Annotated in this window: 12 protein-coding genes; 8 read left to right on the forward strand and 4 right to left on the reverse strand. The window is 58.0% G+C overall.

The annotated features are described in order from the left end of the window. Window positions 1–7 precede the first annotated feature (7 nt). Window positions 8–1,969: a tetratricopeptide repeat-containing sulfotransferase family protein gene (locus FGU71_RS08915; protein WP_142788239.1), complete on the forward strand. Its 1,962-nt coding sequence runs from the start codon at window positions 8–10 to the stop codon at window positions 1,967–1,969. Between the two features lie 26 nt (window positions 1,970–1,995). On the opposite strand, the gene FGU71_RS08920 is transcribed toward FGU71_RS08915, so the two are convergent. Beyond that, window positions 1,996–2,334 (reverse strand): tRNA-binding protein, encoded by a 339-nt coding sequence (locus tag FGU71_RS08920; protein WP_142788240.1) that lies wholly within the window; start codon window positions 2,332–2,334, stop codon window positions 1,996–1,998. Window positions 2,335–2,456: 122 nt separating this feature from the next. Here FGU71_RS08920 and FGU71_RS08925 point away from each other — a divergent pair, with 122 nt between their 5' ends. From FGU71_RS08925 to FGU71_RS08945, 5 genes are read left to right on the forward strand one after another with little or no spacing between them, the layout of a single operon-like run. After that, complete coding sequence (locus FGU71_RS08925) at window positions 2,457–2,948, forward strand: (2Fe-2S)-binding protein (protein WP_142788241.1); 492 nt, start codon at window positions 2,457–2,459, stop codon at window positions 2,946–2,948. Window positions 2,949–2,951: 3 nt separating this feature from the next. Further along, complete coding sequence (locus FGU71_RS08930; RefSeq protein ID WP_142788242.1) at window positions 2,952–5,204, forward strand: xanthine dehydrogenase family protein molybdopterin-binding subunit; 2,253 nt, start codon at window positions 2,952–2,954, stop codon at window positions 5,202–5,204. 42 nt (window positions 5,205–5,246) lie between these two features. Next, window positions 5,247–5,696 carry a c-type cytochrome gene (locus FGU71_RS08935; RefSeq protein WP_142788243.1) on the forward strand — a complete coding sequence of 150 codons (450 nt, stop codon included), beginning with the start codon at window positions 5,247–5,249 and terminating at the stop codon, window positions 5,694–5,696. A gap of 19 nt (window positions 5,697–5,715) precedes the next feature. Continuing rightward, a complete protein-coding gene (locus tag FGU71_RS08940) occupies window positions 5,716–6,663 on the forward strand; it encodes an XdhC family protein (protein WP_234035705.1) in 948 nt (315 codons plus the stop codon). Further along, window positions 6,650–7,255 carry a nucleotidyltransferase family protein gene (locus FGU71_RS08945; protein WP_234035770.1) on the forward strand — a complete coding sequence of 202 codons (606 nt, stop codon included), beginning with the start codon at window positions 6,650–6,652 and terminating at the stop codon, window positions 7,253–7,255. The genes FGU71_RS08940 and FGU71_RS08945 overlap by 14 nt, the downstream gene beginning before the upstream one ends. Before the next feature lie 36 nt (window positions 7,256–7,291). Here FGU71_RS08945 and FGU71_RS08950 read toward each other — a convergent pair whose 3' ends face one another. The 3 genes from FGU71_RS08950 to FGU71_RS08960 are packed head-to-tail and all read right to left on the reverse strand — an operon-like array spanning window position 7,292 to window position 11,612. Beyond that, window positions 7,292–8,761, reverse strand: a complete 1,470-nt coding sequence (locus tag FGU71_RS08950; RefSeq protein WP_142788245.1) for a TolC family protein — start codon at window positions 8,759–8,761, stop codon at window positions 7,292–7,294. Window positions 8,762–8,763: 2 nt separating this feature from the next. Beyond that, complete coding sequence (locus FGU71_RS08955) at window positions 8,764–9,807, reverse strand: efflux RND transporter periplasmic adaptor subunit (protein WP_142788246.1); 1,044 nt, start codon at window positions 9,805–9,807, stop codon at window positions 8,764–8,766. Further along, the gene (locus FGU71_RS08960) at window positions 9,804–11,612 is read right to left on the reverse strand and encodes an ABC transporter transmembrane domain-containing protein (protein WP_142788247.1); all 1,809 of its coding nucleotides are present in this window, start codon (window positions 11,610–11,612) and stop codon (window positions 9,804–9,806) included. Before FGU71_RS08960 ends, FGU71_RS08955 begins: the two co-directional genes overlap by 4 nt. Window positions 11,613–11,780: 168 nt before the next feature. On the opposite strand from FGU71_RS08960, the gene eda reads away from it, so the two are divergent. Both eda and FGU71_RS08970 read left to right on the forward strand, forming a co-directional pair. Further along, on the forward strand, window positions 11,781–12,419 hold the full coding sequence (gene eda, locus FGU71_RS08965) for a bifunctional 4-hydroxy-2-oxoglutarate aldolase/2-dehydro-3-deoxy-phosphogluconate aldolase (RefSeq protein WP_142788248.1): 639 nt from the start codon (window positions 11,781–11,783) through the stop codon (window positions 12,417–12,419). A gap of 39 nt (window positions 12,420–12,458) precedes the next feature. Further along, window positions 12,459–13,604 (forward strand): FAD-dependent oxidoreductase, encoded by a 1,146-nt coding sequence (locus FGU71_RS08970; RefSeq protein WP_234035706.1) that lies wholly within the window; start codon window positions 12,459–12,461, stop codon window positions 13,602–13,604. Window positions 13,605–13,641 lie beyond the last annotated feature (37 nt).

Genomic DNA, 13,641 nt, shown 5'->3' on the forward strand with positions numbered 1-13,641 from the left:
GAACGCCATGACCCGCGAAGCACAATTGAAATCCGCACAGCAAGCGATGCAGGCTGGCCAGTTTGATACTGGCCTGGCCCAGGCAGAGGCCATTCTGGTGGACAACGAGAATGACGGTGAGGCGCTATATCTCGCGGCGGTTGCTGCGCGCTATCTGAGCGATTTCGCACGCGCGAAAGACTACCTTGCCCGTCTTCACGCGGCTATGCCTGAATATGGGCGGGCGTGGCAGGAAGAAGGGCATCTTGCGCTTTCGAAAGGTGCCCCGTCCGAAGCACTAGAGGCATTTTCGCGCGCCACACGGTTCAACCCCGCATTGGAGGCAAGTTTCCGTGAACAGGCGCGCTTGCTTGGTGAGGCCGGTCGCGTTTCGGAAGCGCAGGCTGCCGCAGCCCAGCAGCAGCGCCTAGCGAGCCTCCCGCGAGAACTTCTGGCGGTGACGAATCATCTGGCTGAGGGACGATTGATACGGGCCGAGGAAATTTGCCGGCATTATCTGCGTCAAAACCCCAAAGATGTCGAAGGAATGCGGCTGCTGGCCAAGATTGGCATACAGCTCGGGATCCTTGATGATGCCGAATTTCTGTTGGAAAGCGCGGTTGCTTTTGCGCCTGAAGATATTCAGTTACGGCTGGATTATGTCGATGCATTGAGGCGCCGCCAAAATTTCGAGAAAGCCCGAACAGAGGCGGAAAAGCTGTATTCGCGCGATCCGGAAAACCCGCTGTTCCAATCGCGGCTGGCGATCGAGAGTATGCAGACAGGCGATTACGATCGCGGATTGCAGCTGTTTGATGCCGTTTTGCAGAAAATCCCGAATGATCCGGCTAACCTGACCAGCAAAGGGCACGCACTTAAAACCACCGGAGCTCAGGCAGAGGCCATTGCCAGTTACCGGGCGGCGATTGCGGCCAAACCTGATCATGGTGATGCGTGGTATGCGCTGGCCAACCTCAAAACATACACGTTTGAACCTGCCGAACTGACCGCGATGCAGGATCAGGCCGCGCGGCCCGACCTCGCGTTTTTGGACCGTGTGCATATTTCCTTTGCACTCGGCAAAGCGCAGGAGGATGCTGGCGATTATAAAGCCAGCTTTGCGGCCTATAATGAAGGCAATGCTCTGAAACGCGCACAGACCCGCTACAGCGCCGACAGCATGACCGAAGAGCTGGGGCGGCAGCGCGAATTCGCCGCCGCCGAGATGTTTGAAAAACATCACGGCCACGGACACAGCGCCCCCGATCCGATATTCATTCTTGGTCTGCCGCGTGCAGGGTCAACCTTGCTTGAACAGATCCTTGCCAGCCATTCCCAGATCGACGGGACGCTGGAGCTGCCCAATATTCTTGCGCTTGCGCACCGGCTGCGCGGCCGCAAAGCGGGATATTCGCGTTACCCCGAAATCCTGGGTGATTTGACCGGTGAGCAGCTGGCCAAATTTGGCGAAGAGTTCATCAGCGCAACCCGTATCCACCGGCAGGGCGCGCCGTTTTTTATCGACAAGATGCCGAACAATTTCCGGCATATTGGCCTGATCCATCTGATCCTGCCCAATGCGAAAATCATCGATGCACGCCGCGCGCCGATGGATTGCTGTTTCTCCGGCTTTAAACAGCTGTTTGCCGAGGGGCAGGAATTTACCTACGGCCTGAATGAAGTGGGCCGGTATTATGCCGACTATGTCGATTTGATGGATCACTGGGACAGTGTCCTGCCCGGCAAAGTCCTGAGGGTGCAGCACGAAGACGTGCTCGATGATCTCGAGGGACAGACACGGCGTATGCTCGATTTTCTGGAGGTTCCTTTCGAGGAAGCCTGCCTCGCGTTTCACAAGACAGAACGCGCGGTCCGCACAGCCTCCAGTGAGCAGGTGCGTGAGCCGATCAACCGCAAGGGGCAGGGCGCGTGGAAACCGTTTGAGCCGTGGCTCGATCCGCTGAAACGAGCGCTTGGTGATCTGGTTTAAACAGGGCTCGTTTACACGCGGCTGATTTAAGCGAGGCGCGCGCCGTCTGGCACATCGCCATCTGGTGCCGCGAGAACGATGGCCCCGTTTTTATCCGGAAAACCCAGCACGAGTACCTCGGACATAAATGGCCCGATCTGGCGCGGTGGGAAATTCACAACGGCCATCACCTTGCGCCCAATCAGGGTTTCGCTCGTGTAATGCTCGGTAATCTGGGCGGAACTTTTTTTCGTACCGATTGCGCCGCCCAAATCGACGACAAGCTTGATCGCAGGCTTGCGCGCTTCGGGAAAGGGTTCCGCGGATATGATTGTGCCGGCGCGAATATCCAAAGCCAGAAACGTATCGAATGTGGTTTCGTTCATTCCCGACGCTTAATGGCAAAGCCGCGTCGGTGAAAGTCCCTGAGCCATGTCTCTTTCAATCATGCTGGTGTTAGGATAGATTGCTGCTTGCAACTTAGAGCGAAGTGCGGGGAATTTTTGTAATGGCAAGTTTCACTCTCAATGGCAGGCCGGTAACGGTGGATGCTGATCCGGCGATGCCAATCCTTTGGGTTGTCCGTGAAAAGATTGGACTTTCCGGGACAAAATTTGGCTGCGGCATCGCGCAATGCGGTGCGTGCACCGTGCATCTGGATGGTCAGCCTGTGCGGAGCTGTTCAACGCCGGTTTCCGCCGCTGAAGGCCGCTCGGTCACCACTATTGAAGGCATTGCGGGGCCGGAAGGTGAATTGACCAAAATCCAGCAAGCATGGATCAGCGAACAGGTTCCCCAATGCGGATATTGTCAGTCTGGCCAGATCATGGCGGCAACCGCTTTGCTGCGTGACAATCCCAATCCAAGCGATGATGACATTGATGCCGCAATGTCGGGCAATATCTGCCGCTGCGGGACCTACACCCGCATTCGCCGCGCTATCAAAGTCGCGGCCGGGCAAGAGCAACCGCTGTCCGAACGTTTGGCGGGGGAGGCATAAGCCATGAACGATATGACCCCTGAAGAAAACGGCGCGAAAAAAGAGCGCAGCAAACTCGCCAAATGGAGCCGCCGCGGATTTATCGGCGCCGGCGTGCTGGCTGGTGGAGGACTGCTGATCGGCATCGGTGTTCGTCCGGGCAATCCGGTCGGGGCTCTTGGCCCGAAAATCGCGGGCGGAGCCGGAGAGCAGTTGGTGAACAGCTGGGTCAAGATTGACGCCAACAACATCGTGACAGCGATCGTTCCGCATTGCGAAATGGGACAGGGCGCCCATTCGGTGCTGGCCCAGATGTTGGCCGATGAATTGGATGCGGCATGGGACAATGTCCGCGTGATGCAGGCGCCTGCCGATGGCAGCTACATTGTGAGCGATACCGCGCGCATGTTTGCCGCTCCGTTTACGCTCAACGCCGCCGATTGGCTTGAGCCGACTTGGGATGGATTGTTTACCCAGCTTGGCAAATCGATGGACTTGCTGATTACCGGCGGTTCATCGTCGATCCGGTCGACCGGACAATATCAGATGCGAATTGCAGGTGCCGCTGCGCGCAAGATGTTGATCGGGGCCGCTGCCGATGAATGGGGCGTTCCAGCAGAAGAGATCGTGACCCGCGACAGCACGCTGATCCATGAAGCGTCGGGCAAATCCGCGCCTTACTCTGAATTTGCGACGGCCGCTGCAGAGCAGCCGATGGATTCCACGCCAACGCTGAAAAAAGCGTCCGAGTATCGTCTTATGGGCAAGAGCAAGGCCCGCACCGATATCCCGGCCAAGGTCAACGGCACAGCGGAATTCGGCATTGATGCCGTACCCGAAGGTCTTGACCTTTCCTATGCCGCTGTGATCCGTGCACCGGTTCCCGGAACATCCGCCGAAAGCATGAATGCCAGCCGCGCCAAGGAAATGTCCGGCGTCTTGCAAATCCTTAATATGGGTAATTTCGTCGCCGTAGTCGCGGACAGCTATTGGCAGGCACAGCAGGCGGTGAATACGATTGAGATCGGCTGGAGCAAGTCGGAGAGCCCGATCAAGACCACCGAAGATCAATTTGCGGCTTTTGCCAGCGCGATTGATGCTGGCGGTGAAGAAGCTGCAGCGCGCGGCGATGCCGAAGCCGCGTTTGAAAGCGCGGCCACCAAGATCGAGGCGGAATATAAAGCGCCTTATCTGGCTCACGCTCCGATGGAGCCGCTGAACTGCACAGCGAATTTCGCAGACGGCAAATGCGACATCTGGACCAGTACACAGGTCCCTTTGATGGCGCGTAGCGCGGTGGCGGATTCAGTGGGACTTTCGGCTGACAATGTGATCATCCATCAGCCCTATCTGGGCGGAGCATTCGGGCGCCGCCTTGAAAGCGAATATGTCGCCATGGCGGCGCGTGTTTCAAAGGCAACCGGTTATCCGGTCAAATTGATCTGGAGCCGCGAGGAAGACACGCAAAAGGCGATGTATCGCCCTGCCGATCTTTGCCGGTTCCGCGCTGGTATTGCCGATGACGGGGCGCTGGTTTCGTACAACAGTATCTTTACGCAGCGCCACGATCCGCCCGAGGCATGTGTTCCGGCAATGTACGATATCCCCAACACCAGCGTGAAGGTTGCAGCGGCCGATTTGCACCTGCCGTTCCAGGCATGGCGCTCTGTCGATCACTCGCAGCAGGGTTGGTTCATCGAAAGCTTCATCGACGAAGCGGCCCATGCAGCAGGGGCTGATCCATTGGAATACCGGCTGGCCATGCTCAAGGGATCGCCGCGTCACACGGCGGTTCTCCAAAAGGTTGCCGAGATGAGCGATTGGTCTGGCGATCGTGCCGAAGGCACTGCCAAAGGCGTCGCGATTGTTGAGAGCTTTGGCACGATTGTAGCGGAGGTCATCGAAGTCGATATGTCCAGTGGCAAGCCCAAATTGCTCAATTGCTGGGCAGCCTGCGATGCGGGATATGTGATGAACCCCGATGGCTTTAGAAACCAGATCGAAGGCGGCATCGTGTTCGGCCTGACGGCGGCAATGTACGGTGAGCTTGATCTGGTAGATGGCGCAGTCAAGCAGAGCAATTTCCACGATTACAAGATGTTGCGCATGAATGAAGTGCCGCAAATCGAAGTGGCATTGATCAATTCCGGCGATGTGCCAGTGGGCGGCGCGGGCGAGCCGGGATTGCCTCCCGCAGCGCCCGCTTTGACCAATGCGATCTTCGCGGCAACCGGTGAACGATTGCGTGAATTACCGATTGCGAAGCAGTTTGCGTAACCGACGCTTAAAGAGACACAACGGGATATAAGGGAACAGACCATGCGTAATCAGGCGTTATTGGGAGCAGGACTGCTGACCATCATGCTGGCCGCGTGCGGCGGGTCTGCGGAACAGCCAGTGGTTGAGCAAATCGTGGTTCGGGAGCCCGGCGATGCCGCACCGGCAGTGGCAGCGCCAGTCGATATCGTTGCCGCTGGCGAAGCGGCATTTGCAATGTGCACCGGCTGCCATGTCGCAGAAGCGGGCGAGGCGTCTATGGCCGGGCCTAACCTTTATGGGGTCGTGGGACGCGGGGCCGGATCGCTTGATGATTTTGCGTATTCGGAGGCTTTGGCGAATTCCGGCATCACTTGGGATGCGGCTCAACTGGACCGGTATCTGGCGGATCCGACAGGCCTCGTTCCCGGTACAATCATGGTCGCAGGCGCAGTCGATGATGCTGATCGCCGTGCAGCCATCATCGCGTATCTTGAAAGTTTGAGCGAGTAAGCGCGAGCTTAACGACCGGGTGCATTTCAAAGAGGTCTTTGTTTTTCTGAACGAGGCGCGGCTTGCCGGAAAGGCAAGCGTGCTGGTGACAGTATGCGCGGTTGAGGGTTCTTCCATGCGCAATCCGGGTTCGGTCATGGGCGTGGCTGAAGATGGCAACTTTGCCGGTTCCCTCTCCGGTGGCTGTATCGAAAATGCCGTTGTCTCCGAAGCCATTGATGCGATGAAGGTGGCTGCGCCGCGAACGGTGCGTTTCGGCGCAGGTTCCCGCTACCTCGACATCAAATTACCCTGCGGCGGCGGGCTTGATCTGCATTTTCAGCCGCTGGGATCGGGCGGGCTGGCCGCCGACTGCCTTGGCTCCATCAAAGCGCGTTCACCGTTCGCCATCGCAATCAGTGCAGACGGGGCAAAGCACGTTGCGCAGTGGCAATCCGCAGCGTTTGATCCAGAACACAATACCGGTGTGTTCGGCCACTGGCCCGCGCCCAAACTCCAGATCATCGGTCACGGAGCAGGCGTAAACACGCTGGCAAAGCTGGCGCAGACGATGGACTGCGCGGTATCGGTGTTGACGCCTGATCAAGCGATTGCGGCGTCTTTGACTGCGGATGAGACCCCAGTGCAGGTGATTAAGCGCACGACCCAAACCGATCTGCTGGAAAGCGATCCGTGGACTGCGTTCGTGTTTCTGTTTCATGATCACGATTGGGAGATCGACCTGATCGCCCGCGCGCTCGATCTGCCGCATTTCTATTTGGGTGCGATGGGCGGACGCAAAGCGCATGCAATGCGAACAGAGGCCCTGCGTGATAAAGGCGTAAGCGCGCAGCGGATATCCTCCATCCGCGCGCCTATCGGTGTGTTCCATTCCTCCCGCGACCCGCAAACGCTTGCGCTATCGGCGCTCGCGGAAGTTATCCGAGCCTATCAAGACAGCGATTTTGAAACTGATGATGGCCGGTGAAAGGCGTCTTGGCGCGGCGCTGCTCGCTGCGGGTTCTTCGCACCGTTTCGGCGACGATGATAAGCTGACAGCCGACTTTTGCGGGATGCCGCTTGGTGTTCATACAGCCTGCGCCTTGCCGCTATCATTGTTTACCCATGCGTGGGCGATTACGGCCAATGCAGAGCATCCGTGCGCGCATGGCTGGCGCGAGGCGGGCTTCGATGTCCATGTCAATCCGAAGGCTGAAACCGGGATGGGATCATCGGTTGCGCTTGCGGCCTCGATGGCGATGGCTGCACAGCTCGATGGATTGATGATCGCGCTTGCCGATATGCCATTTGTGCCCGAGCGGCACTTTGCGGCGCTCGTCAACGCTGCGAAAGACATCGGCCCGCAATGTATTGCAACTTCGGCGGTTGCGGATACCCGTATGCCGCCTGCGATATTCGGTTCGGATCAATTTGGCAGTCTGGCTCGGTCGAGCGGCGATTCAGGCGCGCGCGGGATCCTATCCAAAGGGCAGGTGCTTGCGTGCTCGCCGGACTGGCTAACCGATATCGACACGCCAGAAGCGTTGGTGACGGCACGGAACCGGATTAAAGGCCGCTAACCTGCAAAGCTTGGCGCTGCTGCGCCGCCAACCGGGTCAATTCAGCCCCAGTTCGTCGAGGTCCATTGTCGCGGCAGAATAACTGGCCGCAGCCAATCGGCCTTTCAAATCAGCGCGGATCGCACGGACCTGAGCATCGGCGGCGCTTTCCTCACGCAGGTTCACAAGAAAAAAGTCGCCCGCTCCAAGCGAAAACCGTTTGCGTTCGGCGGCGACCATCGCGCTTGCCTGCTCCACTTCTTGACCGGCAAGATCAGCGAGATCGAGCGACGCGTTAAGATTGGTGAGGATATTGCCAAGCTCGACCTCGATCTGGTCGCTCACGCGTTGCTCCCGCAGCTCCATTTCGCGCAGCTCGGCCTCGGCACGTTGCAACCTGCCGCGCGCTTCGCGGCGCTGTAATGGTACAGTGAATTTCACCCCGACAACCGTGTCAGTGGAATCGAATGTCGACCCGCCGTCACCAACCGCGCCAAAATCGCGGGACAGCTCCACACCAACCTCCAGTTTGGGTTGCAGATCGTTGCGCCGCAGCTCGATTTTGTTCGTCGCGCGCTCCATGGCCAAGCGGAAGTTTTGCAGTTCAGGCCGGTTGTCCATCACATCGCTGACCTCTTGCGACAGGAGGCTTTGCATATCGGGAAGAGCTTCCAACGTGCTGGTATCAGGCAATTGCTCGCGCGTTGGCGTGATCATACGCCCGGCGCTGTCTCGCAAAAAGTATGAAAGGCTGTTTGATGCATTGGTGAAATTGCGCTGCGCCTCTGTCAGCAAGGTTTTGCGGCGGATCACATTCTGTTCGTTTTCGGTCAATGCTATGCGAGGTTTGGCACCTGCGCGCACTTCTCGTGTCAGGCCGATGGTTCGGGCCTGCGCAATCTCCAGCAATTCCTCGTAAACCCCGATTTCGCGGCCCGCAGCCAGCCAATACCAATAAGCTTTGAGCGCGTCGTGCTGGACTTTAAGCTGGACCAGCAAGACATCGAGGCTGGCCTGGCTGGCGGCAATGCGCGTGTCTTCGATTGCAAAACGGCGTTTATCGATCCGGCGGTCACGCAAAAGCGAAAACAGCGCACCGACTTTCAATTCGCCAGCTTGATTGGTGTTGTAGAAATTTTCGTAAATCGGAAAACGGCCATCCGAGATACGGTAACTGCCATACACTTCGGCACCCAGCGGGCGAAGCGGTTGAGATGCGCCGACTTCGGCAAAACCGCCGGAAAATGTGCCTGTCACCCGGTCATAGGCTTCGGCTTTCAGGATCAGGTCGAAAGCACCATCGGCGGAAAGCTGGTCGCTGCGCGCTGCGGCTTCGCGTTCGAAACTTTCCAGAATGCTGGGGAAAGTGAGCGCGGAACTGCGCAGAACCTCGCTCGGCAAAAGCGGGCCTTCGGCAATGGCTTGTTCCAGGGGATCAGCCACAGGCTCGATATTCTGGGCGGCAACCTGCGCGGCAAACCCGAACGATGCCAACACCGCAAAAGGAAGAGCGGCCAACCCACGCATGATCAGTTCGCCTGACTTTGCGTGTTTGGAACAGACGGAAGTTCCGGCGGGAAGTTGTTGAGCTGGCGCCAGATTTCATAGCCGACCGGTACGGTTTCAAGCAGGATCCATGCGCGCACGGCCGCGCCGAAACGCGCATAGCGTTCTTTGGGCCACGGCTCTTCTGCGTCGGGGTCTTCGGCGATCAACACCCGAAACCGGCCATCTGCCTGCGCCGATTGGTCAACTGTGGTGACAATTCCGCCGAACGTGCCAACGGCCACCGATGGCCAGCCGCTGAATTGAACAGCGGGCCAGCCTTCGAATTGAATGCGGGCTTTTTCACCGGGCAGCAGCAATCCGACATCGCGGCCATCAACAAATACTTCGACGACGCGCTCGGACGTTTCGGGCACAAATGTGGCCAGAATATCGCCGGCAGAAACCAATGTCGCTGCATCGCCAGCGTTGACGGATTGGATAAAACCGTCTCGCGGCGCAACGATCAATTGTTCCGACTGGCGCGAAAGAGCGGTGTCGGCGCGGGTCAGATTGGCCTGCGCTTCGGCTACGCGTCCGCGCATTTCTTCCACACGGATCTGGGCTTGTTCGTAATCGCGCCGCGCGGTTAGGCCCGATGCGAACAGCTCGGCCATCCGGCGTTCGTCAATCTGAGCGGTGGCCAGCGCGTTTTTGGTGGATTGCAGCTGGATTTCGATTTGTTGGCGTTCGGCCTGAAGCCGCTCGATCAGGCGCGGATCGATATCGGCAATCCGGGCAATCGGATCGCCTTTCGAAACGGCGCTGCCATCGCGCACAAACCATTCTTCGATGCGGCCTGACACAGCGGCGTTGATCTCTTGTTGGCGCTCATTCGGGTTCAGCGTGGTGATCACACCTTGCCCGCCCGTGGTTTGAACCCATGGTACAAAAATCAGGAACGCGACGCTGGCGACGATGCCAGTCAGCACCATGAAATAAACAGCGCGCATGATGCGCGGCTTCTTGATCGCGGCAAGCGCGGTGAAGTGCGCCATGTCTTCACGAGAGCGTGCGATCAGGCTCATTGTCCGGTCACCTCATGGTTTCCTGCAATTGCATCAGGGGAGGCAGGGGTATCATGACTGTCAGGCAAAAGTGGCCGCGGACCACTGGGTTTGCGCGGCCGCTTTTGGTTTACTGCCAGACAAAAATCATCGAAATTGTCGAAATACCGCTGCTCTTTTGCCTCGAGATACAAAAAGCGGTCAAAGCCCAGATCAATCCGGCGGTTCGAGAAACAGATAACGGTTGAATATGCTTGCTCGCGCAATTCGTTAATCACGCGCGCCAAGCTGTCTTCATCGACCAGATCGAAAAGCTGGCTGAGCACAAGCACACGGGGTTGCTCGAGCAGCGCATTGGCCAGTTTCAACTGTTGCAATTCGACCGAGGACAGCGGCCAACCCGTTGACGCGATCTGTGTATCGAGACCTTTTTCGAAGGTGCTGATTGTCTCGGTAAGGCCCGCTGTTTCCAGCGCTGCGGCCATGCGCTGCTTTGCTGTGTTGGGGCATGACAGGTTGAGATATTCGCGGATCGTCATGCCAACAAAGCTGGGCCGTTCCAGCACGTGGACGTCTTTGCGCAGGTTATACGCCTCGATATCCTTCAAATCGATCCCGCCCATCGTGGCGAACCCGGTGTCGGGTAGTTCGTGCAGTTTCAGCAGATTGGTAAACAATCTTTGCACGCCGTGTTGGCTTGATCCGGCCATGATGATGGAGCCGCTGGGAATCTCCAGATTGATTTCCGCAGTTTCATGCCGGGCGGTGCCGCGTACGTTTTTGAAGACAAGTGTGTGATCGTCACCGTTTACTGGATTGTCGCCTGCAATCTTTTCCTGCTCCACATCATAGAACAAGGTGAGCTCTTCGATCGCAGCGCAAAGATCATAGAAATAGGTGAGGTATGTGCCCAGCTGCGCGACCCCGAAAAACGCGACGGACAAGACCAGCTCTGCGGCAACCAGTTGTCCCAGGCCCAATTGGCCCTGAATAACGAGCCATCCGCCCAGGCCGAGCAAAACCGCACTTGCCGCAGCATACATGAGCAAGAAAGCGAGGGTTTGCGAAAAATGCTGGCGGAAATGCCGCTTTCGCTCGCCGATATAGGTGTGGGTGAATTCGTCTGTCTTATCCAGCGCGTAATCAATGCGCCGCTGCGATTTGAAGAAACCGTTGGAATCGCCAATCGTCTCCAGCCATCCTGCGGTTCCGTGCTTTGCATGGGACAAATCTATGCCTGTGCGAATGGCGCGGCCACCCCATGCAAGCCAGATCACCCAGATCAAAGCGCTCATCACGAGTGTGAAGACCAGGAACAGCGGGTGATAGAGGGACACAAGCACGAACCCGACAGCCACCTGAAGCACCACTGAGAACCCGCCGATGAACAAGACGGGAAGTGCAATCTGGACATTGATCACATCGAAATACCGATTGAACAGCGCGTTTTTCTTGCGGTCGCCAAAAAACGGGTCCTGCGCATAGACGGCGATCAAGGCAATTTCTGACACCATCCGGGCATAGAACCGGCGGGAAAAAAGCTCCATCAAATGGATCCGTAGCGCATTAAGCAAACCGAACAGCACGAGTAAGCCGAACAGCGTCAGCGAAAGCATGACCAATTGCGCGGTTAACGCGGTGTTGGCGACGGTGTTGATCAGCAGCTGGACCGAAATTGGCGTTGCCAGCGACAGCAAACTCACGCCGATCCCGTAGACCAGCGTCAACCAGTAAAAGCTGGCTTCAGGCTTGAGAATCTCCAGAAACCTGCGAAAAAACGTCACCAGCGATAATCTGGTGCCGTAGCTAGCATTATCAGTTGCCATGACAGAGCGTTCCGTGTTGGGCATCAAAAAAGCGTTTCGTCTTTGTGCGCAGCCCGGTATCCCTCCCGGTCGCTTGGCGAGGATCACCCCGTTGCAGCAACCAACAAACGCACCGTTTTTCACACGGTTCCGCGCAAACGCACCTAAATTTGGCAATAAGGAATAAAAATGACTGACTTGAATGAACGATTGAAGGCCGCACCGGTCGTGCCGTTGATTGGCGATGGCAATGCGGACCGGGCTGTGGCGACTGCCAAAGCGCTGGGCGAAGGCGGATTGAGCGTCATCGAAGTCGTGCTGCGCAGTGAAGGCGCGCTGGAAAGCATGAAGGCGATTATTGAGCGCGGCGGTGATCTTATCGTCGGCGCGGGTACCGTTCTGACACTGGATCAGGCGAAGGAAGTCCATGAAGCGGGCGCGCAATTCATCGTCTGCCCGGGTCTCGTTGATGAGATCGCTGAATATTGCCTTGCGGAAAAAATCCCGTTTTTCCCCGGCACAATGACCGCTGGTGAAGTTCAGCGCGCGTATGCGTTGGGCCTGCGCGAAGTGAAATTCTTCCCCGCCAGCCTTGCGGGCGGCGTGCCGATGCTGAAAGCGTTTGGTGCAGTGTTTGGCGAGATGCGTTTTATGCCGACTGGCGGAGTATCGGCGGACAATCTGCCAGACTTTCTTGCCTTGCCACACGTGCTCGCCTGCGGCGGTAGCTGGTTGACGCCAAAAGACGCGGTCGAAGCCGGTGATTTTGCCGAGGTGACCCGTCTGGCAGCCGAAGCGGTGGCAATCGCAAAGACTGCGCGCGGTTAAACCGCGATCCGGCGATCCATTCCGGCACAGCATATCCTTTTGGTCGGTGGGGGCCATGCGCATGTCGCTGTTCTGGCCGATTGGATTCGGCGAGGCATACCGGCTGATCATGCGACCCTGCTGACACCAGAGCCGGTCTTGCGGTATTCCGGGATGGTTCCAGGCTGGATCAGCGCCCAATATGGCAGGGATGAAGGCCTTGTCGATCTGGCAGGCCTGGCCGCGCGGGCCGGTGTCCGGCTGGTCTTGGACCGGTGTGCCTCGTTGAACCCGGAGACGCGGAGTGTTCGCGTCTCTCGGGGCGGCGAAATCTCCTTTGATCTATGCTCGATCGATACAGGCGGAGTGGGACGCGCGAAACATGTTTTGGGCGATGATCCCAGATTGCTGGACGTGCGCCCGATTGGTGATTTTGTCGAGGCAATCGAGGGTCAGGGGAAGCTTGATCATATCGCGGTGGTTGGCGGGGGTGCAGGCGGAGTTGAGCTGGCCTTTGGATTGCGCAACCGGGGCGGTTCAAACGTTGATCAACCGCGCGTAACCATCATCGCCGGCAGAAGGGGCCTGCTGCCGGAATTCAGCGCCGCCGCCCGCCGCCGGGCAATCGCGGAGTGCGGCGCGCAGGGGATCGCCGTTATCAATGCCAATGCATGCTTGGAAGACGGCGTATTGAAAGCAGGCGGCGTCGAAGTGGGCGGCGTCGAGGCTGGCGGCGTCGAGGCTGGTACCTCGCAAACTGCTGTCGTCCCCATCAGCACGCCCGATCTGATTGTGGCTGCTCTGGGCAGCGCGGCACCGCTTTGGCCTAGCGAAAGTGGTCTGGATTGCAGGGCGGACGGATTTATAGCGGTTGACGCCTATCAACGATCAACATCGCACCTGCATGTTTTTGCCGTGGGCGATATTGCGTCGCGTCAGGATCGGGACATCCCGCATTCGGGTGTTCACGCGGTGATGGCCGGACCTGCTCTGGCCGATAACCTCCGGGATGCAGCCGCCGGGCGTGTGATGACCAATTCCTACCGCCCCCGGCCTGCCAGTCTTTACCTGATCTCCACCGCGCGGGGGGAGGCAATTGCCAGTTACGGCCCCTTTGCCGCGCAAGGCCGCTGGGCTGCCAGATTGAAACACTGGATCGACACACGCTGGCTGAGACAGTACGCGCGGGTCATCCGCAAAAATTAAAAACCCGCGTAACCAATCATACATCCGCTGCGAAAAC

The organism is Erythrobacter insulae (assembly GCF_007004095.1).
In the GTDB taxonomy this organism is placed as follows: Bacteria; Pseudomonadota; Alphaproteobacteria; order Sphingomonadales; family Sphingomonadaceae; genus Erythrobacter; species Erythrobacter insulae.